We start from the raw sequence: 20,786 nt of genomic DNA, 5'->3' as shown, positions 1-20,786 counted from the left end.
GAGCTCGCTTATGCTGTTCCGGCTCGCCCGTCAGCGCGGGGTCCGCGAGGATCCGCACTGGTGGTACACGGCCCCGGTCGATCGGGGACGGAAACCTGGTCTGTATGATGGGTGAGAACTTCTCGCCGCCGGACGGGCGGAGAGATTAAACGCCTGTTTCGAGTGCGGTCGCTCGCGCGGTCCTCGCTGCTGAGACAGGAACCCACCGAGACGCTGCACCGGCGGCGTGGTAGGAAGCCCCGGCCTTCGCGGCAGGGGCGGACGTCCGCCGCACACTGGTGAATTAGCGAAACCGAGCAGCAGGAGACTTCCGACTCATGTACGCGATCGTCAAGACCGGCGGCAAGCAGTACAAGGTGGCTGTCGGGGACGTCGTCCAGGTCGAGAAGCTCGAGGGCGAGCTGGGCTCCGAGGTCGCGCTCCCGGCGGTTCTGGTCGTCGATGGCTCCGACGTCACGACCGACGCCGACGCGCTGGCCAAGGTGTCGGTGACCGGCGAGCTGGTCGAGCAGACCAAGGGCCCCAAGATCCGCATCCACAAGTTCAAGAACAAGACCGGCTACCAGAAGCGCCAGGGTCACCGGCAGAAGCTGACCCGCGTGAAGGTCACCGGCATCAACAAGTGAGGACCTGAGTAGTCATGGCACACAAGAAGGGCGCATCCAGCTCTCGGAACGGCCGCGACTCGAACCCCAAGTACCTCGGGGTGAAGCGCTACGGCGGCCAGGTCGTCAAGGCCGGCGAGATCCTGATCCGTCAGCGTGGGACCAAGTTCCACCCGGGTCTGAACGTCGGTCGCGGCAACGACGACACCCTGTTCGCGCTGTCCGCCGGTACCGTCGAGTTCGGGCGTTACCGCGGCCGCAAGGCCGTCAGCGTGCAGCCGGTCGAGGCCTGATCCGGCTCTCGACGCAGGCCAGCAACTTCCCGGCGAGGGGCGGAACCGGCATGTCCGGGCCGCCCCTCGCTTTGTGTTGTCCGGGGTGACCCGCGTTGCGGTCGGGAAGCGCGAGCGCCCTTCGGCTGTTGCACTCAGCGTCATCGCACTCGTGAACCCAGAGCTACACCCGCCGGGCACCCGTTCGGCTTGATCTTCCTGGAGGCATTCGTGTCGCGGTTCGTCGACCGCGTGACCATCAACGTCGCCGCAGGCGACGGGGGAAATGGCTGCGCCTCGGTGCACAGGGAGAAGTTCAAGCCGCTGGGCGGTCCTGACGGGGGCAACGGCGGCAAGGGCGGCGACGTCCGGCTGGTCGTCGACTCCGGCGTGCACACCCTGCTCGACTTCCACTACCGCCCCAACGCGCAGGCGGTGAAGGGCCAGCCCGGCAAGGGCGGTCACCGCAACGGCGCGCAGGGCGACGACCTGGTGCTGCCGGTCCCGGACGGCACGGTCGTGCTGTCCCCGGACGGCGAGGTGCTGGCCGACCTGGTCGGGCCGGGCACCACGTTCGTCGCGGCGGCCGGTGGTCGCGGCGGCCTGGGCAACGCCGCGCTGGCGTCCAAGGCCCGCAAGGCTCCCGGGTTCGCGCTGCTGGGCGAGCCCGGTGACGAGCTGGAGCTGGTGCTGGAGCTGAAGTCGGTCGCCGACGTCGGCCTGCTCGGCTTCCCCTCCGCGGGCAAGTCCTCGCTGATCTCGGTCCTCTCGGCGGCCAAGCCGAAGATCGCCGACTACCCGTTCACGACCCTGGTGCCGAACCTGGGTGTGGTCACCGCGGGCGAGACCGTGTTCACCGTCGCCGACGTGCCCGGCCTGATCCCGGGCGCCAGCCAGGGCCGCGGTCTGGGCCTGGACTTCCTGCGCCACATCGAGCGCTGCGCGGTGCTGGTCCACGTCGTGGACTGCGCGACGCTGGAGCCGGGCCGCGACCCGATCTCCGACATCGACGCGCTGGAGAACGAGCTCGCCGAGTACACCCCGGCGCTGGCCGCCGAGCACGGCGGGGCCGACCTGGCCGACCGCCCGCGCATGGTGGTGCTCAACAAGATCGACGTGCCGGAGGCCCGCGAGCTCGCCGACTTCGTGCGCGCGGAGGTCGAGGAGCGCGGCTGGCCGGTCTTCGAGATCTCCACGGCCTCCCGCGAGGGCCTGCGCGAGCTGAGCTTCGCGATGGGCGCCGAGGTCGAGCGCTACCGCGAGACGCTGCCCGAGCCGGAACCGGCGCGCGTGGTCGTGCGGCCGACCGCGGTCGACGACGGCGGTTTCACCGTCGAGCCCGACCCGGAGGACGAGGACGCCTTCATCGTGCGCGGCGAGAAGCCGGAGCGGTGGGTCCGGCAGACCGACTTCAACAACAGCGAGGCCGTGGGCTTCCTCGCCGACCGGCTGGCCAAGCTGGGCGTGGAGGACGCGCTGGCCAAGCAGGGCGCCGAGCCGGGCAGCCAGGTCACCATCGGCACCATGACCTTCGACTGGGAGCCCACCACCCCGGCCGGGATGGCCAGCGTGCTCGGCCGACGCGGCCACGACCTGCGGCTGGAGACCGACGACCGGGTCTCGGCGCACGATCGCAAGATCGCCAAGAAGCTGCGCCGCGGCACCGGGCTCGACGAGTTCGGCCGCTACGTCGGCGACGAGGACGAGGACGACGAGTGAGCCCCTCGGCGACTCGGAAGGCCGTCGCGGCCGCGCAGCGGATCGTGGTGAAGATCGGTTCGTCGTCGCTGACCACCACCGAGGGCGGCCTGGACGCCGAGCGGCTGGCGGTCCTGGTGGACACGGTCGCCAAGCGGGTCGCCGCCGGCGGGCAGGTCGTGCTGGTGTCCTCGGGCGCCATCGCCGCGGGCATCGCCCCGATGGGGTTGCGCCGCAGGCCGAAGGACCTGGCCACGCAGCAGGCCGCCGCGTCGGTCGGGCAGCTCGCGCTCGCGCACGCCTACGCGGAGTCGTTCGCCCGCTTCGACCTCACCGTCGGCCAGGTGCTGCTCACCGCCGATGACGTGGTGCGCCGCAGCAACTACCGCAACGCCCAGCGCACCCTGAACCGGCTGCTCGGGCTGGGCGTGGTGCCGGTGGTCAACGAGAACGACACGGTGGCCACCACCGAGATCCGCTTCGGCGACAACGACCGGCTCGCCGCCCTGGTCTCGCACCTGGTCGGCGCCGACGCGCTGATCCTGCTGTCCGATGTGGACGCGCTCTACGACGGCGATCCCCGCAAGGGCGGGGCGAAGGTGATCCGCGAGGTCACCGGCGCCGCCGACATGGAGGGCGTGGACGCGGGCAGCACCGGCGCCTCCGGCCTGGGCACCGGGGGCATGGCCTCGAAGGTCGCGGCGGCGAGGGTCGCCTGCACCTCCGGGATCCCGGTGCTGCTGACCTCCTCGGCCAACGCCGCGAGCGCGCTGGGCCCGGCCGACGTCGGCACGGCCTTCGCCGCCACCGGGAACCGCCTGTCGGCCCGCCGCTTCTGGCTGGCCCACGCCGCGGGCGCCAACGGCCGGCTCTGGCTCGACGACGGTGCCGTGGCGGCGGTGGTCAAGCGCCGCCGCTCGCTGCTCGCGGCCGGGATCACCGCCGTGGAGGGCGCTTTCGACGGCGGCGACGTCGTGGAGCTGCTCAACCCGACCGGCAAGGTCGTGGCGCGCGGAGTGGTCGCCTACGACGCCGAGGAGCTGCCGACGCTCATCGGCCGCTCCACCCACGACCTCCCGGCGGAGCAGCGCCGCGAGGTCGTCCACGCCGACGACCTGGTCCCGTTGAGGTGACGGGGAAGTTTTCATGAAAACTTCCCCCACCACTCAACGGAGCTCGGTCCCCCGGGTCTCGGGCAGGGTGCGGATCACGAAGAACGCGATCACCGCACCGATCGCGATGTAGTAGAAGAACCCGGTCGCGATCTCGAACTTCGCGAAGGCCTGGATGACCAGCGGCGCGGTGCCGCCGAAGACGGCGACGGTGAGGTTGTACCAGGCGCCGATGCCCAGGCCGCGCAGCTCGGTGGGGAACAGCTCCGACATGATCGCGGGCGCGATCGAGGTCATCGCGGTGTAGAGACCGACGCCGATGCAGAACACCACCAGCAGGCTGCCCAACCCCGGCCGCACCAGGTAGGACAGCGGGACGATGAGGACCGCCATCGCCGCCGACCAGGCCAGGAGCTGCGGTTTGCGGCCGTAGCGGTCGGACACCGCGCCCATGGGGTACTGCAGCGCGATGAACAACGCGGTGGCGATGGACAGCGCGAGGAACACGTCGGTGGCATCGGCATCCCGGTTCTTCACCGCGAACGGCGTCAGCGCGCTGAAGAACGTGTAGTAGCACAGCGTCGAGAGCATCGAGAACCCGACGAGCTGGCCGACGGCCTTGGGGTGCTCCCGCAGCGTCAGCATCAGCGGGTTCTTCAGGGACTTCGCCTTGGTCTTGTTCTCCTCGTACTGCTCGGTCTCGCTCAGCGTGCGCCGCAGCCACATGCCGATGAGCCCGAGGAGCCCGCCGATGATGAACGGGATCCGCCAGCCGTACGCCGCCAGCTGCTCCTCGCTGAGCACCGAGGTCAGCACGTACCCCAGCAGCGAGGCGATGAGCAGCGCGGCCCCGGTGGAGATGTAGAAGAACGACGAGTACCGGCCGCGCCGCGAGGGCGGTGCGATCTCGGCGAGGTAGGCCGAGGCGTTGGAGACCTCGCCGCCGAGCGAGAGCCCCTGCCCGATGCGGGCGAGCACGAGCAGCACCGCCGCGAGCCAGCCGATGCTCTCGAACGTCGGCAGGACGCCGATGATCAGCGACCCGCCGGCCATCAGCGAGATCGTCACCAGCATCGCGGTCTTGCGCCCGCGCAGGTCGGCGAAGCGCCCGAGCAACCAGCCGCCGAGCGGGCGGAAGAAGAACGCGAGGGCGAACGTCGCCAGCGTGTTGATCAGCGCCCACTCGCCGGGGAAGAACGCGGAGGCGAAGTACACGCTGAACGCGGTGTAGATGGTCCAGTCGTACCACTCGATGGCGTTGCCGATGCTGGCCGCGACCAGCGTCCGGACCGGCAGCTTGTGCGCCACCGCTTCGTCCTGGGGCATCGAAACCTCCGCGTCGCGCCCGGGAATGAGGTGCCGACACGGTAAGCGCTCGACCAGGTGGGGGAAAGATCCGAATCCGATTTGGAATCACCGAATTCCGGATGAGATCACCCCGCTTCCGGGTCACACTGCCCGGATGGTGCGCGACGTGGCCGACGACGTCCTCGACGTGCTGATCGAGGAGAACCCGCTCAACGAGCAGCTGCTGGGACTGCCCGGCACGACCGGCAGGCTCCCCGATCCCCGCGAGGACGCCCAGTTCGACCTGCGCGCGCGGGCTCTGCGCATCGCGGCGGCGGCGCGCGATCTCGACGGCGACGACCTCACCCGCGAGGTGGTCGTCGCCGAGGCGGAGGGCGTGGCCGCCCGCGTCGAGTCCCGGCTGGTCGAGCACACGATGCACGACTCTGCCGTCTCGCCGCTGAGCGAGGTCCTGGAGATGGTGCCGGAGCAGCACCCCGAAACCCGGAGCAGGAGCGGGATTTCCTGCGCCTGCTGGCGGGGATCCCGGAGTTCCTCGCCCGCAGCGGGCAGCGGCACCTGGACGGGGCGCGGGCGGGACGGCTGCCCGTCGCCCGCCGGGTGCGGGTCGCGATCGACCACGTGGACGCGCACCTGGCCGCACCCCAGCGCGATCCGCTGCGCAAACCACCGCTGAACTCGGAGGACGAGCGGAATCGCCTGCTGGAGGAGCGGGTTCGGCCCGCGTTCGCGGCCTACCGCGAGGTCCTGCGGGACCTGCCCGGACGTTCCGACGACGAGCCGGGGCTGTGCTTCCTGCCGGACGGCGAGCGGACCTACGCGTCGCTGGTCCGGATGCACACCACGACCGAGCGCACCCCCGAGGAGCTGCACCGGACCGGTCTGGAGCTGCTGGCGGAACTCGACGAGGAGTACGCCGAGATCGGCTCCCGCGTCTTCGGCCTGCGCGACGTCGCCGAGATCCGGCACCGGATGCGCACCGACCCGGCGCTGTACTGGTCCAGCGGGCAGGAACTGCTCGATGCCGCGAAAACTGCTGTGACCAGGGCGGAAGAGGTCGCGCCGCAGTGGTTCGGCCGGACCCCGGCGCAGCGCTGCCGCGTCTCGCCCTTCCCGGAGGACCAGGCCCCGGACGCCGTGGGCGGCGCCTACCTGCCGGGTCCGATCGACGGTTCGCGGCCGGGCACCTACTTCGCCAACACCTACGCCGCCGAGCAGCGGCCCCGGTTCCTCGCCGAGCCGCTGGCGTTCCACGAGGCCGTTCCCGGGCACCACTTCCAGATCAGCCTCGCCCAGCAGCTCACCGACGTCCCGACGATCCGCAAGGTCGCCGGTTTCAACGCCTACATCGAGGGCTGGGGCCTCTACGCCGAGCGGCTGGCCGACGAGATCGGGCTCTACAGCGACGATCTCAGCAGGTTGGGCTTGCTGGCGATGGACTCCGCGCGTGCCGCCCGGCTCGTCGTCGACACCGGGCTGCACGCCTTCGGCTGGACCCGGCAGCAGGTCGTGGACTTCCTGCGCACCCGCACTCCCACGGCCGAGGTGGAGGTGCAGAGCGAAACCGACCGCTACATCGAGGCGCCGGGCCAGGCGCTGTCCTACATGGCCGGGCGCTTGGAGTTCCAGCGGTTGCGCGCGCAGGCCGGGGTCGACCTGCGCGCCTTCCACGACGGGGTGCTGGCCACCGGTCCGCTGCCGCTGTCGGCGCTGGCCGCGGAGGTGGCTAGCTGGTCGAGGCGAGGGTGAACGGCAGCACCGCGGGTGCACCGGCCTGGCGGAGCATGCGGCCGACGACCGTTGCGGTCCACCCGGTGTCGGCGTAGTCGTCCATCAGCAGCACCGGCCCGTCCAGGCCGGACAGCGCGCCCGCCAGCTCGTCGTCGATCTTGAACTGCCGCCACAGCGACGCCACCCGCTGCGCGCTGTTGGTGGCGCGGTTCGGCGTCGTGTTCGGGTTCGTCAGGACCTCGCCGAGCAGCGGCAACCGGCCGATCCCGGCGATGCGCTCGGCCAGGCTGCGCACCAGCTTCGGCCGCGTCCGCGAGCCCAGCGCCACGACGCCGACCGGGCGCTGCTCCCACTCCCACGCGGCCAGCACCTTGATCGCGGCCTGGAACAGGTCGTCCGGCAGCTCCTGGTCGGGGGCGCCGGTGGCCAGCAGTTCGCGCAGCCGGTTGCCCCAGCCGATGTCGGTGAGCCTGCCGACCGCGCGCCCGGTCGTGGTCTGCTCGTCGGCCGGGAGCTTGCCGGAGGCCTCCACGCCGAGCGAGGACATGCCGCTCGGCCACATCTTGCGCGGTGCGATGTCCACGCCCGGCCGCTGCAACCGCTCCTGCGCCTGCTGCACGGCCTGGTCGTCGACCTCGGCCGAATAGCCCGCGCCGGTGCAGTTGTCGCAGCGCCCGCAGGGCTCGGCGTGCGGGTCGTCGAGCTGGCGGCGCAGGAACTCCATCCGGCACGACGACGTCGTCTGGTAGTCGAGCATCGCCTGCTGCTCGGCCTGCCGCTCGGTCTCGATGCGGCCGTAGCGCTCGGCGTCGTAGTGCCAGGGCTCGCCGGTGGCCTCCCAGCCGCCCTTCACCCGCTGCACCGCGCCGTCGACGTCGAGGACCTTGAGCACCATCTCCAGCCGGTTGCGGCCCAGCTCCACGTGCGGTTCCAGGGCGGCGGTGGAGAGCTTGCCGTGCTCGGTGAGCGCGTCGAGCACCGCGCGCACGGTCGGTTCCGGCGGGAACGCCAGCGACGCGAAGTAGCTCCAGATCTCGCGGTCCTCCGGCCCGGGCAGCAGCAGCACCTCGGCGCGCTGCACGCCGCGACCGGCACGACCGATCTGCTGGTAGTAGGCGATCGGCGAGGACGGCGCGCCGACGTGCACCACGAAACCCAGGTCGGGCTTGTCGAAGCCCATGCCCAGCGCGGAGGTCGCCACCAGCGCCTTGACCCGGTTGTTGAGCAGGTCGGCCTCGGCCTGCTCGCGCTCGGCCGGGTCGGTGCGGCCCGAGTACGCGGCCACCTCGTAGCCCTGTTCCCGCAGGTAGGAGGTGATCTCGTGGGCGGCGGCGACGGTGAGCGTGTAGATGATGCCGGAACCGGGCAGCTCCTTGAGCTGTCCGGCCAGCCAGCCGAGCCGGGCCTGCGCGGTGGGGAGCCGGAGCACGCCGAGCCGCAGGCTCTCGCGGTCCAGGGTGCCGCGCAGCACCAGCGTCTCCTGCGGGTCGGTGAACTCGCCGCCGACGCCGAGCTGCTCGGAGACGTCGGCGACCACCCGGTCGTTGGCGGTGGCGGTGGTGGCGAGCACCGGAACGCCCTCGGGCAGTTCGGTGAGCAGGGTGCGCAGCCGCCGGTAGTCGGGGCGGAAGTCGTGGCCCCAGTCGGAGATGCAGTGCGCCTCGTCGACCACCAGCAGTCCGGCGCTCTGGGTGAGCTCGGGCAGGATCGTGTCGCGGAAGTCGGGGTTGTTGAGCCGTTCCGGGCTGACCAGCAGCACGTCGACCTCGCCGGAGGCGACGCGCTCCTCGATGTCGTTCCACTCCTCGGGGTTGGCCGAGTTGATGGTGGCGGCGTGCACGTCGGCGTTGGCCGCGGCGGCGACCTGGTTGCGCATCAGCGCCAGCAGCGGCGAGACGATCACGGTCGGCCCCTCGCCGAGCTCGCGCAGCAGTGCGGTCGCGATGAAGTACACGGCCGACTTGCCCCAGCCGGTCCGCTGCACGACCAGCGCGCGGCGGCGTTCGAGGACCAGCGCGCGGATCGCCGCCCACTGGTCCTCGCGCAGCGCGGCGTCGGGGCCGGCCAGTGCGCGGAGTCGTTCCTCGGCGAGTTCCCGCAGCGCTTCTTCGTCCACGACCCGAATTCCTACCGGACGTCCCCGACGGGCCACGCCCGGGGCCGCGCGGGCGTGTCGGGACCGCCTTCGCCCACCACTCCGCGACCGCCTCGCCGGGAGCGGCTGACCGACTTCCGGATCAGGGAGTTGGCGGAGCAGCCGGTCACGTTGCCGCGAGGATCGGGAAATGCGTTGCCGGGACGGATTAGGCTGGTGGAGTGACCGTCATCGAGTTCCCCACCTCTGACAGGGCCACCGGCGACGAGCTGCGCGAACAGGTGCGCGAGGCCGCGCGCCGGGCGCGCGGAGCCGCCGCCGAGCTGGCGCAGGCCACGCGCGGCACCAAGGACGCGCTGCTGCACGCGATGGCCGACGAGCTGGTCAAACGCGCCCCGGAGGTGCTGGAGGCCAACGAGCGCGACGTGGCCGCCGCCCGCGAGTCGGGCACCGCCGAGGCCATGATCGACCGGCTGAGCCTGAGCACCGGCCGCATCGAGGCGATGGCCGACGGCCTGCGCACCGTCGCCGGCCTGCCGGACCCGGTGGGGGAGGTGCTGCGCGGTCAGGTGCTGCCCAACGGCGTCCAGCTGCGCCAGGTGCGGGTGCCGCTCGGCGTGGTCGGCATCGTCTACGAGGGGCGTCCGAACGTGACGGTCGACGCCGCCGGGCTGACCCTGAAGTCGGGCAACGCGGCGCTGCTGCGCGGCTCGTCGTCGGCGGAGGCCTCCAACACGGCGCTGGTGGCGGTGCTGCGCGACGTCGTCGCCGAGCACGGCCTGCCCGCCGACTCGGTCCAGCTGCTGCCCTGCCACGACCGCGCCTCGGTGCACCACCTGATCACCGCGCGCGGCCTGGTCGACGTGGTCATCCCGCGCGGCGGTGCCGGGCTGATCTCGGCGGTCGTCGAGCAGTCCACGGTCCCGGCGATCGAGACCGGGGTGGGCAACTGCCACGTCTACGTCGACTCCAGCGCCGAGATCGACGTGGCCCTGCGCATCCTGCTCAACTCCAAGGCCCGCCGCCCCAGCGTGTGCAACGCTGCCGAGACGTTCCTGGTGCACGCCGACATCGCCGAGGAGTTCCTGCCGCGCGCGATCGCCGAGCTGGGCGAGGCGGGGGTCACGGTGCACGGCGATGAGCGAGTGGTGGCCGTGGGCGGTGCGAACGTCGTGCCGGTCACCGACGAGGACTGGGACACCGAGTACCTGTCGCTGGACATCGCCGCCGCCGTCGTGGACTCGATGCCCGCCGCGATCGAGCACATCCGCGAGCACGGCTCCGGGCACACCGAGGCCATCGTGACCAGCGACGTCCGCTCCGCTCAGCAGTTCACCGCGCAGGTCGACGCGGCCGCGGTGATGGTCAACGCCAGCACCGCGTTCACCGACGGCGGGGAGTTCGGGATGGGCGCCGAGATCGGCATCTCCACCCAGAAGCTGCACGCGCGCGGCCCGATGGGCCTGCCCGAGCTGACCTCCACCAAGTGGATCGCCCACGGCGACGGCCACGTGCGGCCGGGCTCGGCACCGGCCAAGCCGGGGAGCTGAACTTGACGCAGGCGCCGCGACGCAAGCGCGACTCCGCGGCCACGAAGGAAGCACTGCTGAACGCCGCCTCGGAGCTGTTCACCGAGCGCGGCTTCAGCGCGACGACGGTGCGCGACGTCGCGGCCCGAGCCGGGGCGAACCAGGCGCTGCTGTTCCGCTACTTCGGGTCCAAGCAGGAGCTGTTCGCGGCGGTGCTGACCCGCAACAGCGAGCAGGTGGTCGCGGAGCTCTCCGCCGAGGAGCTGCCGCGGCAGCTGCTGCTGAGCCTGATCGACAGCGCTCAGCCCAACGGAGAGCACCCGCTGGTGGCGATGCTGCGCTCGTGGAGCGACGAGCGGGCGGCCGAGATGCTGCGCGGCGAGCTCGGCGCCCGCTACACAGAGCGGCTCGCCGAGCTCACCGACGCCGATGACGCGATGTTGCGGGCGGACCTCGTGCTGGCGTGGGTGTTCGGCATCGGCATGGTCCGCTCGGTGCTCGGCAAGAGCCCTCTCGCGGAGGCCGACCCGGACGACATCGTCCGCTACGTCTCCCGTGCCGCATCCGCGATCCTGGAGCGAACGGACCTTTCGGGCGATCGCTGATCAGGGCGTGCGCAGCGGTTTTCCCGGGCGTAGCGTGATGTTGTAAGCGAGCGCTTACAACCGCTGTCTGCCGGGAGCTGCGCATGACCACCACGGAGCCGAGGACCTACCCGTTCAACGTCGCCGAGGCGCTCGACCTCGACCCGATCTACGCCCGGTTGCGCGAGCAGGAGCCGCTGAGCCGGGTCAAGCTGCCCTACGGCGAGGAGGCCTGGCTGGCCACCCGCTACGAGGACGTCAAACTCGTCCTGGGCGACCCGCGCTTCAGCCGCGCCGAGGTCCTCCGCCGCGACGAGCCGCGCATGCGGCCGGCCAAGCCGACCGGCGGGATCCTGAGCATGGACCCGCCGGATCACACCCGGCTGCGCCGCCTGGTCGCCAAGGCCTTCACCCAGCGCCGGGTAGAGAAGCTGCGCCCGCGCACCCAGGACATCGCCGACGAGCTGGTCAGCGGCATGATCGAGCGGGGCGGCCCGGCCGACCTCGTCGAGGAGTTCGCGCTGCCGCTGCCCATCACGGTGATCTGCGAGCTGCTCGGCGTGCCCTTCGCCGATCGCGCGGACTTCCGGGTGTGGTCGGACGCGTTCCTGTCCACCAACAAGCTCACCGCCGAGCAGACCAGCGACTACATGGACCGGATGATGGACTACATCGCCGGTCTGATCGCCCAGCGTCGCGCCGAGCCCGCCGACGACCTGATCACCGGCCTCATCGCCGCCCGCGACGAGCAGGACAAGCTCACCGAGGACGAGATGGTCCGGCTGGCCGCCGGAATCCTGGTCGCGGGCCACGAGACGACCGCGTCGCAGATCCCCAACTTCCTCCACGTGCTGCTGACCCACCCCGAGCAGCTGGAGGCGCTACGGGCCGATCTGGACCTGGTCCCGTCGGCCGTGGAGGAGCTGCTGCGCTTCGTGCCGCTGGGCGTGGGCGCGGGGTTCGCGCGGTACGCGATCGAGGACGTCGAGGTCGGCGGCGTGCTGGTCCGCGCCGGTGAGCCGGTGCTGTCCAGCGTCGGGTCCGCCAACCGCGACGAGTCCGTCTTCGACGACCCGGAGTCCCTCGACCTGGCTCGGGCGGAGGCCTCGCACGTCGGGTTCGGGCACGGCCCGCACCACTGCCTGGGCGCTCAGCTGGCCCGGCTGGAGCTGCAGGTCGCGTTGCGCACCCTGCTCACCCGGCTGCCCGGTCTGGACTTCGCGCACTCGCCGGAGGAGGACGTGGACTGGAAGACCGGTCTGCTGGTGCGGGGGCCTCAGCGGATGGTGCTGTCGTGGCAAGGTGGCGAGTGATCTCGCTCATAGGGAAGAAGGTGGACTGATGAGCTGGTCGATCGAGATCGACGCGAACACCTGCATCGGGTCGGGCATGTGCGCTGGGGTCGCCCCGGACCACTTCGAGCTGGTCGAGGGCTACTCGACCGCGCTGCAGGACCGGACCGAGCCGTCCGACGACGTCGTGGACGCGGCGGAGTCGTGCCCGGTGGAGGCGATCCTGGTCAAGGACGTCGAGACCGGGAAGGTCGTCGCCCCCGAGGAATGACCGCAACGAGTGATGTGGGTGTGACTCAGGTCACTTCAGAATTCACGTCATGAATCCCGAAGCGCGCGGGTCTCACCCGTGCGCGCCCGAGAGGCAGCGCCCGCGAACCGAGGTGGGCCCCCAGCCGCCGAGGTTCGTGCAGGGCTGCGGGGCCCGGTCGAGGGGGGAGCCTGGACCGGGCCTCGTGGTCAGCCGCGGGGCCCGGCGTGGGGTTTGAGGGGAGTCCACGCCGGGACCGTGTCCTCCGACACCCCCGAGCGCCCCGCTGACGTGCCTGGTCGTGATGCTTATCTAGGGTTGTCAGCTATGTCTCGACGCCGGATCGGGGTCATGGGTGGCACCTTCGATCCCATTCATCACGGCCACCTCGTGGCCGCCAGCGAAGTGCAGGCGCAGTTCGGCCTCGAACAGGTGATCTTCGTGCCCACCGGGCAACCGTGGCAGAAGAGCCACGAGGTCGTCTCGCCGGCCGAGGACCGCTACCTGATGACCGTGATCGCGACCGCGTCCAACCCGCGGTTCCTGGTCAGCCGGGTGGACGTCGACCGCAAGGGCCCGACCTACACGGCCGACACGCTCAAGGACCTCCACGAGGAGTTCCCGGACGCGGACCTGTACTTCATCACCGGTGCCGACGCCCTGGAGCAGATCCTGTCCTGGCACCGCGTCGAGGAGATGTTCGAGCTCGCCCACTTCATCGGCGTGACGCGCCCCGGCTACTCGCTCAACAGCGCGCACCTGCCGGACGGCTCGGTGTCGCTGGTGGAGATCCCGGCGATGGCGATCTCCTCCACCGGCTGCCGGGACCGCGTACGAGCGGGCCTCCCGGTCTGGTACCTGGTCCCCGACGGAATCGTCCAGTACATCACCAAACGCGGCCTCTACCGCGAAACCCCAGCCGAGTGGGGTCCTTAGCGGGGAGATTCGCACGCGGGTCAGCCCGGGTGTTCGAGGCGGACGTGGACGACGTCGAACCGGTGCGGAGCCGCGTCGGAGGGCGCCAGGACCACGCCGTCCGAGACGTGCGCCGGGCCCGGCGCACGTCCGGCCAGAGCCTGCTGCACCAGCCGGTTCAGCCGCTCGCCGCAGTGGCGGTAGAACCGGAGCTGCGTGCTCCTGCCGAAGACCGCCCAGCCCAGCTTCACCACGGGTCCCAGATCGGGTGAGCGCTGCGAGTACCCCGAGACGAGGAACTCCACGCGGCCCGAGGTGGGGTGCTTGGTCACCAGGTAGCTCATCTTCCCGCGTTCGAGGTGCCCGTCGAGGGTTTCGTAAGACCAGCCCCAGATCCGCTCGGGACCGGTCTCGTCGACGATCTCCGTCACGCGCACCCCCATGTGGAAGCGCAGGCCGGCGAAGTGGCCCTCCAACAGCAGATCCCGCCCCAGCAGCGCTGATCCGCGCCGGTAGATCGCGCGAATCCGGCCCGGGGTGGCGAACTCGTAGTCGCGCACCAGTCGGCACGCGGTCTCCCAGATCCCGCCCGGTTCGGGCGGACCGGGCCGTTCGACGCCGAGGGACCGGCGGTGGGAGTCGACGTTCCAGAACGGCGCGCGCACTTCCTCCGCCGCGTAGTTGACCTGCCGCCACACCAGGTCGTCCAGCGCTGCGACGTGATCGACGCCGGTGAGCAGGCCGCCGCGGGAGCCGCTCACTCCAGCTCGCGGAGGGTGTCGCCGATCAGCCACAGGGTGGGCGGCCACAATCCGACGAACAGGGCCCTGCGCTCGGCGTTGCCCCGCTCCTCCTGGTCGACGGTCTTCGCCCGGATCCACAGGCCGATGCACAGGGCCACCGATCCCATGGACGCCGCCTGCAGGTACGCGCTGCGCACGCCGATTCGGTGTAGTTGCGCGATCACCGATGTCACCTCGCTGACGTGTGATCCTGCTCGACTGGAGGGACCATGCCAGCATCCCTGCTCCCAGCCGGTTCCGCGAAAGGGAACGAGATGGCCGAGATCACCGGGCGCGTCACCCTGCTGACGGGGTGGTTGCTGGGCATGGCGCTGGTCTCCTGGCGCTACCTGTGGCAGACGACTCCGCTGCACCGCAGCGAGGTGCGGGTGCGGACCGATGAGCGGCCGTCGCCGGAGATCCCCCGCGAGCTGCGCGACGAGCGCTGCCAGCCGGAGGCGGCCGGGGTGGGCGAGCTGTACCACCGGCTCTTCAGCGTGCGCATCGAGGACGGGGTGCGCGGCCCCGCCGAGCTGATGGAGCAGGTGAAGGAGAACCTCAACTGCGCCGCCCCCACCGAAGTGGCGAGGTTCTACAAGACCAGCGGCGAGACCGACGCGATGCGCCTCGGCGACGAGTTCGTGGTGCGCATGCCAGGACCGTGGGACGGTCCCGTGCGGGTCGTCGCGTGCGAACCCGACCGCTTCCGCTTCGTGACGCTGCAGGGGCACCTCGAAGCGGGGCAGATCGAGTTCCGCGCGGTTCCGGGGGACGACCACCTGCGCTTCGAGATCGAGACGTGGGCCCGCCCGAGCAGCGGGCTGGTGAACCTCCTCTACGCCCAGCTCCGGCTGGCCAAGGAGATGCAGCTGAACATGTGGGTGCGCTACTGCTTGAGCATCGCGGGCGTGTGCGGGGGCCGAGCCAGCGGGGGAGTGACCATCGAGACCCGGCGCGTCCTCGCTTGAGCCGCCGACGGGGAGCTTCGCGCCCAGCGGTCCGCGCTTCGCATGACCATCACCACAGCCGGACGTGCACCGGCCGGTTGGTTCACCGCCCGTCACCCCGGCAGTTCGCCTCGGTGCGGTGCGGGCGCAGCAGGCTGATGACCGGTTGGGAGGTCAGCTGTTCCTCCTGGTCAGGACCCGAGCCGGGGCGTCGGCGCTGGTAGCCGGTCTCGTGGTGCGCTTCGACGACGAGCGCGGCCGCAGCGCCAGAGCGATCCGCGGGCCCGCGTGGACCCGGGCGCAGCGCTCGGGCATAAAGGACTCGTACGCGAAGGCCGGGCGGATCCCAGCCGGGACCGGCGGCCTATCCTGCTACCCGGCGTGGGCACACCGAGCCCGGCCGAGAGGAGTGACGTGGCAGCCACCGAGAACGCCCGCGAGCTGGCCCTGATCGCCGCCCAGGCGGCGGCCGACAAGAAGGCCACCGACGTGGTCCTGCTGGATGTCTCCGAGCAGCTGGTCATCACCGACTGCTTCATGATCGCCTCCGCGCCCAACGAGAGGCAGGTCGAAGCGATCGTCGACTCGGTCGAGGAGAAGCTGCGCGCGGCGGGCGTCAAGCCGGTCCGGCGCGAGGGCGCCCGCGAGGGGCGCTGGGTCCTGCTGGACTTCGTCGACCTCGTGGTGCACGTCCAGCACGACGACGAGCGCGCCTTCTACCAGCTGGAGAAGCTGTGGAAGGACTGCCCGCGGATCGAGTTCGTCGACCAGGGCGCGCCCGCGGAGGACGCCGAGTGAGCCTCGACCGGCTCGTGCTGTGGCGGCACGGCGAGACCGACTACAACCTCGCCGGCCGCATCCAGGGGCACCTGGACAGCTCGCTGACCGCCAACGGCGTCGAGCAGGCCGAGCGGGCCGCCCCCGACATCGCGGCCTTCGAGCCGTCGGTGGCCATCAGCTCCGACCTCAACCGCGCGCGGACCACCGCCGCCGCCTACGCCAAGGTCAGCGGTGAGCCGGTGAAGCTGGACAAGCGGTTGCGGGAGACCCACGTCGGCGAGTGGCAGGGGCTCAGCGGCGCCGAGGTCGAGCACGGCTGGCCCGGTGCGCTCAACACCTGGCGGGCGAACCCCACGTGGGCGCCGCCGGGCGGGGAGTCCCGGGTGGAGGTCGCCGCGCGGGCCGTCGAGGTCGTCGCCGAGCTGGACGACCAGTTCACCGACACCGCGCTGCTGGTCGCCCACGGCGGGCTGATCACCGCGCTCACCGCGAAGCTGCTCGCCCTGCCCGTGGAGCTGTGGCCGGGCCTGGGCGGTGTGCGCAACTGCCACTGGGTGGTGCTCAAGCGCCGCAGCCCCAGCGATCACCGCTGGCGCCTGATGGCCTACAACGCCGGCGCCCAGAGCCACGCGTGATCGCATCCGCCGTCTGACGTCGTAGGGTTGCGCTCGTGTCCATTGCCGTCGTCACCGATTCCACGGCCTACCTGCCTCCCGGGTACGCCGCGCGGTACGGGATCCGGGTCGTTCCGCTGCACGTCAGCGTGGACGGCGGGAAGCACGTCGACGAGACCGGGTTCTCGCCCTGCGACCTCGCCGACGCCCTGGAGCGCAAGCAGCGGGTGACCACCGCCAGCGCGACCTCCGGAGAGCTGGCCCGCGCCTACCGTCGGGCTCTCGACGACGGGGCCGAGGGCGTGGTCGCGGTGCACCTGTCCCGGCAGCTGTCGGGGACGTGGGACGCGGCGCGGCTGGCCGCGCGGGAGACCGATCCCGACCGGATCCGGGTCGTGGACTCCCGGTCCGCGGCGATGGGCCTGGGCTTCTCCGTGCTGGCCGCCGCCGACGCGGCGACCGCCGGGGCGGATCTGGCCGAGGTGGAGCACACGGCCGCGGTCACCGCCGCGCGCACGACCACCACCTTCTCCGTGCAGACCCTTGAGTACCTGCGGCGCGGCGGCCGGATCGGCACCGCTGCGGCGGTGCTGGGGACCGCGCTGTCGATCAAACCGCTGCTGCACGTCCACGACGGGCGCATCGACGCCTTGGAGAAGGTGCGCACCACGACCCGGGCGATGGCGCGGCTGCGCGATCTGTCGCTGGAGGCGGCGGGTTCCGGATCGGCGGCGATCGCGGTGCACCACCTCGCCGCGACCGAGCACGCCGAGGAGCTCGCGGCGCGCTTCTCCGCCGAGCTGGGGGAGTCGGTCGAGTGCGTCGTCTCGGAGGTCGGCGCGGTCATCGGGGCGCACATCGGGCCCGGATCGGTGGGTGTCGTGGTTCTCCCGAACGGGTGGCGTTTCGGCGGTTGAAAACCCTTCGGGGCGCGGATTCCACACCATCGAGCTGAATCTCGGCGGGTATCCATCCACAGTAGTCAGATGCACCAAAAATGAACGTGCACAACGTCTTTCGATCGCGCTAACGTCGTCGACATGTTCGACTCCAAGCTCTTCCGCGCCACCGATGACGACTCCTACGAGCAGCTCGGCACCCGGTCCCGGCTGCAGACGCTGCGCCGCGAGGCCGAGCACGACGAACCGACCGACCGGATCGAGCGCAACTATTCGGTGAAAAAGCCCGAGGGCGGCCGAAGTTCGCCGCTGTCGCGGCTCGCCGAGCGATGGCTCCCGGAACCCCTGCTGCGGTCCAGAGTGGACCCCGGCCGAGCCGGGCTGCTCGCGGTCGCGCTCGTAGCCGCCGTCGTGCTGGCCGGGGTCCTCGTGCTCGCCTGGTCGGACCGGCCCGAGGCCGAGTCCGCGCCGCCACCGCTGCCGCCTCCGCCCGCACCCGTGTCGACCGGTCCCACCGCTCCCGCCGAGCTGGTGGTCAGCGTCGTGGGCCGGGTGGAGCGGCCAGGTCTGGTCACCGTGCCCGCGGGCGCGCGGGTCGCCGACGCCGTGTCGGCGGCCGGTGGCGCGCTGCCCGAGACCGACCTGACCGGGCTCAACCTCGCCCGCCGCCTCGCCGACGGCGAGCAGCTCTACGTCGCCATCCCCGTGCCACCTGAAGCCCAGCAGGCCCAGTCCGGACAGCCGGGTTCCGGTGGTGGTGACGGCAGGCTCGACCTCAACGCGGCGACGAAGGAGCAGCTCGATGGACTGCCAGGGGTCGGCGAGGTCACCGCCGAGCGAATCCTGCAGTGGCGCACCGAACACGGCCGCTTCGACTCCGTGGACCAGCTCGGCGAGGTCGGCGGGATCGGCGACGCGCGGCTGTCCAAGCTGCGCGACCTGGTGCGGGTGTGATCCGGCGGCCGGACCTGCGGCTGGTCCCGGCCGCCGCGGTGGTCTGGCTGGTGACTCTGCTGGGCCTGCGGGCCGGGTGGGTCTGCGCGGCGGTGGTGGCCTCGGCGGCCGCGATCGCGGCCCCGCTGGTCCTGGGGTTCTCGCGGCGCCGGGCGGGAGCCAGGGCCGTGCTGGTGGTCCTGCTGCTGGCAGGGGTCGCGGGCAGCGCGATCGCGGTCCGGGTCCACGACGTCGCCGAGCACCCGCTGCGGCGGGCGGCGACCGAGGGCGAGGCGGTGACGGTTCGGGTCGAGCTGACCTCCGCCCCGACCCCGCTGCGCGGCGCGGCTTTCGGCGGCAGCCGGGCGCAGGACCGCTCGCTGGCACGCGCCGAAGTGGTGACCACCGAGGTCGCCGGTCGGCGCGTCCAGTCCGGCGGTTCGGTGGTGCTGCTGGTGCCGACCGACCGGTGGCGCGGGCTGATCGCCGGGCAGCGGCTCACCGTCCGGGGCAAGGCGGCACCGCCCCGGGACGGCCGGCTGGTCGTCGCGATGCTGCCGATCCACCAGGCGCCGAGCGAGGTGAGCCCGCCACCGCGATGGCAGCGGGTCGCCGCCGAGCTGCGGTCGGGACTGCGCGAGGTCTCCGCCGAGCACCTGTCCCCGGAAGCCTCGGGCCTGCTGCCCGGGCTGGTGGTCGGAGACACCGCGGGGCTGCCACCGGAGGTGGAGCAGGACTTCGAGACGGCCGGGCTCAGCCATCTCACAGCAGTGTCGGGCGCCAACCTTGCGATCGTGTGCGGCGCGGTCCTGGTGCTGCTGCACCTGCTGGGACTCGGCCCGGTGGTCTGCGCGGTGGGCGCCGCACTGGTCCTGGTCGGGTTCGTGGGGTTGACCGGACCGGAGCCGAGCGTCCTGCGCGCGGCCGCGATGGGGGCGATCACGCTGCTGGCGCTGGTGCTGGGGCGGCGACGCTCGGCGCTGCCCGCCCTGGCGGCGAGCGTCGTCGGGCTGTTGCTCCTGCTCCCGGAACTGGCGACCAGCGCCGGGTTCGCCCTGTCGGTCGCTGCGACGGCGGGACTGGTGCTGCTCGCCCCGGCCTGGGCGGCCGCGCTGCGCGCCCGCGGTGTCCCGGTCGGGCTGGCGGAGGCGATCGCGGTGCCGGTGGCCGCCCACGTGGTCACCGCGCCGTTGATCGCCGCGATCTCCGGTGGGGTGAGCCTGGTCGCGGTGCCGGCGAACCTGCTGGCGGCACCGGTGATCGCACCGGCGACGGTGCTCGGCGTGCTGGCCACCGTCACCGCACCGGCGTCGACGTGGCTCGCGGGGCTCCTCGTCGAGCTGGCGGGCCCGGAACTGGCGTGGGTGCTGCTGATCGCCGATCGCGCCGCCGCGGTGCCGGGGGCGGTGTTCGACTGGCCGACCGGGACCGGTGGGGGACTGCTGCTCGCGGTGTTGCTGCTGGTGGGGCTGATCGCGTTGCGAGGAAGGAGGGTTCGGCTGCTGGCGGTGGTCGCGGTGCTGCTCAGCGCCCTGGTCGTGCTGCCGGTGCGCACGATGCTGCCGGGCTGGCCGGTGCCGGGCTGGAGCGTGGTGGCCTGCGACGTCGGGCAGGGGGACGGGCTGGTGCTGGCCACCGGCACGCCGGGGGAGGCCGTGGTGGTCGACACCGGGCCGGACCCCCGACGGTCCGCGAACTGCCTGCGGCGCTTGGGGATCCAGCGCGTGTCGATGGCGGTGCTGACGCACCTGCACGCCGACCACGTCAGCGGTCTGCGCACGGTGCTCGGCGAGATGCCGGTCGGTGCGGTGGGGATCGGACCGCTGCGGGAACCGGAGTGGGCGTTCGACGATCTGGTGCGCGACACCCGCGCGCACCGCGCACCGATCGTCGCGCTGCAGGCCGGGCAACGGCTGACCTGGCCTTCCCTGGTGCTCGACGTGCTGGCCCCGGATCCGAGCGTGACCCGGACCCAGACGGCAGACGACGCCAACGACGCCTCGCTGGTGATCCGCGCGACCACCCCGGCGGGCCGGGTGCTGCTCACCGGAGACGTGGAGCTGCCGGGGCAGGGGCGGCTGGTGTCGTCGCGGGAGGACTTGCGAGCCGACGTGCTCAAGGTGCCGCACCACGGATCCCGGTACAGCGCACCGCGTTTCCTCACCGCGGTGCGGCCCGGGCTCGCGCTGATCAGCGTCGGCGCGGGCAACGACTACGGCCACCCCAACGCCTTCGTGATCGACACGCTCACCCGCGCCGGTGCCCGGGTGCTGCGCACCGACCAGGAAGGGGACATCGCGGTCCTGCCGGGGCCGCGGGGACCGCGCTTCGTCTCTCGCGGAGATCCCTTGCGCGCCGAGGAGAACTGACCGTCCGTTGTGGACGACGAAGCGGGTGGCCGCCCGTGGGGGCGACCACCCGCTCGCGAGAGAGGAGGTTC

At 71.9% G+C, this 20,786-nt stretch carries 20 protein-coding genes; 16 read left to right on the top strand and 4 right to left on the bottom strand.

Annotated features, from left to right (window positions below; genetic code table 11):
- Nucleotides 1–317 precede the first annotated feature (317 nt).
- The 4 genes from rplU (at nt 318) to proB (ending at nt 3,708) form a co-directional block, all read left to right on the top strand.
- A complete protein-coding gene (gene rplU, locus QFW96_RS19390; RefSeq protein ID WP_093421132.1) occupies nt 318–626 on the top strand; it encodes a 50S ribosomal protein L21 in 309 nt (102 codons plus the stop codon).
- Nucleotides 627–640: 14 nt separating this feature from the next.
- Nucleotides 641–898, top strand: a complete 258-nt coding sequence (rpmA, locus tag QFW96_RS19385; RefSeq protein WP_093421130.1) for a 50S ribosomal protein L27 — start codon at nt 641–643, stop codon at nt 896–898.
- A gap of 198 nt (nt 899–1,096) precedes the next feature.
- The gene (obgE, locus tag QFW96_RS19380) at nt 1,097–2,596 is read left to right on the top strand and encodes a GTPase ObgE (RefSeq protein WP_281457204.1); all 1,500 of its coding nucleotides are present in this window, start codon (nt 1,097–1,099) and stop codon (nt 2,594–2,596) included.
- On the top strand, nt 2,593–3,708 hold the full coding sequence (proB, locus tag QFW96_RS19375) for a glutamate 5-kinase (protein WP_281457105.1): 1,116 nt from the start codon (nt 2,593–2,595) through the stop codon (nt 3,706–3,708). Before obgE ends, proB begins: the two co-directional genes overlap by 4 nt.
- Nucleotides 3,709–3,741: 33 nt before the next feature.
- Here the strand turns inward: proB and QFW96_RS19370 are convergent, their stop codons facing one another.
- On the bottom strand, nt 3,742–5,013 hold the full coding sequence (locus QFW96_RS19370; RefSeq protein WP_281457104.1) for an MFS transporter: 1,272 nt from the start codon (nt 5,011–5,013) through the stop codon (nt 3,742–3,744).
- Between the two features lie 486 nt (nt 5,014–5,499).
- Between QFW96_RS19370 and QFW96_RS19365 the strand changes: the two genes are divergently transcribed.
- Entirely contained in the window at nt 5,500–6,744 is a 1,245-nt protein-coding gene (locus tag QFW96_RS19365) for a DUF885 domain-containing protein (protein ID WP_343231395.1), read from the top strand.
- Here the strand turns inward: QFW96_RS19365 and QFW96_RS19360 are convergent.
- A complete protein-coding gene (locus QFW96_RS19360; protein WP_281457103.1) occupies nt 6,722–8,842 on the bottom strand; it encodes a RecQ family ATP-dependent DNA helicase in 2,121 nt (706 codons plus the stop codon). The genes QFW96_RS19365 and QFW96_RS19360 overlap by 23 nt on opposite strands.
- A 200-nt stretch (nt 8,843–9,042) precedes the next feature.
- Between QFW96_RS19360 and QFW96_RS19355 the strand changes: the two genes are divergently transcribed.
- The 5 genes from QFW96_RS19355 (at nt 9,043) to nadD (ending at nt 13,412) form a co-directional block, all read left to right on the top strand.
- Nucleotides 9,043–10,371 carry a glutamate-5-semialdehyde dehydrogenase gene (locus QFW96_RS19355; protein WP_281457102.1) on the top strand — a complete coding sequence of 443 codons (1,329 nt, stop codon included), beginning with the start codon at nt 9,043–9,045 and terminating at the stop codon, nt 10,369–10,371.
- Nucleotides 10,372–10,373: 2 nt separating this feature from the next.
- Nucleotides 10,374–10,955 carry a TetR/AcrR family transcriptional regulator gene (locus QFW96_RS19350; protein WP_281457101.1) on the top strand — a complete coding sequence of 194 codons (582 nt, stop codon included), beginning with the start codon at nt 10,374–10,376 and terminating at the stop codon, nt 10,953–10,955.
- 83 nt (nt 10,956–11,038) lie between these two features.
- Nucleotides 11,039–12,247: a cytochrome P450 gene (locus QFW96_RS19345; RefSeq protein WP_281457100.1), complete on the top strand. Its 1,209-nt coding sequence runs from the start codon at nt 11,039–11,041 to the stop codon at nt 12,245–12,247.
- 28 nt (nt 12,248–12,275) lie between these two features.
- Nucleotides 12,276–12,497, top strand: a complete 222-nt coding sequence (locus QFW96_RS19340; RefSeq protein WP_093421110.1) for a ferredoxin — start codon at nt 12,276–12,278, stop codon at nt 12,495–12,497.
- 306 nt (nt 12,498–12,803) lie between these two features.
- Complete coding sequence (nadD, locus tag QFW96_RS19335; protein ID WP_281457099.1) at nt 12,804–13,412, top strand: nicotinate-nucleotide adenylyltransferase; 609 nt, start codon at nt 12,804–12,806, stop codon at nt 13,410–13,412.
- A 20-nt stretch (nt 13,413–13,432) separates the two neighbouring features.
- On the opposite strand, the gene QFW96_RS19330 is transcribed toward nadD, so the two are convergent.
- Together QFW96_RS19330 and QFW96_RS19325 are read right to left on the bottom strand one after the other, a co-directional pair.
- The gene (locus QFW96_RS19330; protein WP_281457098.1) at nt 13,433–14,152 is read right to left on the bottom strand and encodes a DUF1990 family protein; all 720 of its coding nucleotides are present in this window, start codon (nt 14,150–14,152) and stop codon (nt 13,433–13,435) included.
- The gene (locus tag QFW96_RS19325) at nt 14,149–14,358 is read right to left on the bottom strand and encodes a hypothetical protein (protein ID WP_139274129.1); all 210 of its coding nucleotides are present in this window, start codon (nt 14,356–14,358) and stop codon (nt 14,149–14,151) included. The genes QFW96_RS19330 and QFW96_RS19325 overlap by 4 nt, the downstream gene beginning before the upstream one ends.
- A 90-nt stretch (nt 14,359–14,448) precedes the next feature.
- Here QFW96_RS19325 and QFW96_RS19320 point away from each other — a divergent pair, with 90 nt between their 5' ends.
- The 6 genes from QFW96_RS19320 to QFW96_RS19295 all read left to right on the top strand — a co-directional run bounded on the left by QFW96_RS19320 (nt 14,449) and on the right by QFW96_RS19295 (nt 20,715).
- The gene (locus QFW96_RS19320; RefSeq protein WP_093421095.1) at nt 14,449–15,141 is read left to right on the top strand and encodes a DUF1990 family protein; all 693 of its coding nucleotides are present in this window, start codon (nt 14,449–14,451) and stop codon (nt 15,139–15,141) included.
- 393 nt (nt 15,142–15,534) lie between these two features.
- Nucleotides 15,535–15,918: a ribosome silencing factor gene (gene rsfS, locus QFW96_RS19315; protein ID WP_093421092.1), complete on the top strand. Its 384-nt coding sequence runs from the start codon at nt 15,535–15,537 to the stop codon at nt 15,916–15,918.
- Nucleotides 15,915–16,535, top strand: a complete 621-nt coding sequence (locus QFW96_RS19310) for a histidine phosphatase family protein (RefSeq protein WP_093421090.1) — start codon at nt 15,915–15,917, stop codon at nt 16,533–16,535. Before rsfS ends, QFW96_RS19310 begins: the two co-directional genes overlap by 4 nt.
- A gap of 35 nt (nt 16,536–16,570) precedes the next feature.
- Complete coding sequence (locus tag QFW96_RS19305) at nt 16,571–17,431, top strand: DegV family protein (RefSeq protein ID WP_281457097.1); 861 nt, start codon at nt 16,571–16,573, stop codon at nt 17,429–17,431.
- Nucleotides 17,432–17,554: 123 nt separating this feature from the next.
- Nucleotides 17,555–18,367, top strand: coding sequence for a ComEA family DNA-binding protein (locus tag QFW96_RS19300; RefSeq protein WP_281457096.1), 813 nt, complete (start codon nt 17,555–17,557; stop codon nt 18,365–18,367).
- Complete coding sequence (locus tag QFW96_RS19295; RefSeq protein ID WP_281457095.1) at nt 18,364–20,715, top strand: DNA internalization-related competence protein ComEC/Rec2; 2,352 nt, start codon at nt 18,364–18,366, stop codon at nt 20,713–20,715. The genes QFW96_RS19300 and QFW96_RS19295 overlap by 4 nt, the downstream gene beginning before the upstream one ends.
- The last annotated feature ends 71 nt before the right edge of the window (nt 20,716–20,786 follow it).

The organism is Saccharopolyspora ipomoeae (assembly GCF_029952525.1).
Taxonomy (GTDB): Bacteria; Actinomycetota; Actinomycetes; order Mycobacteriales; family Pseudonocardiaceae; genus Saccharopolyspora; species Saccharopolyspora ipomoeae.
This window is presented reverse-complemented; position numbering and strand designations above follow the sequence as displayed.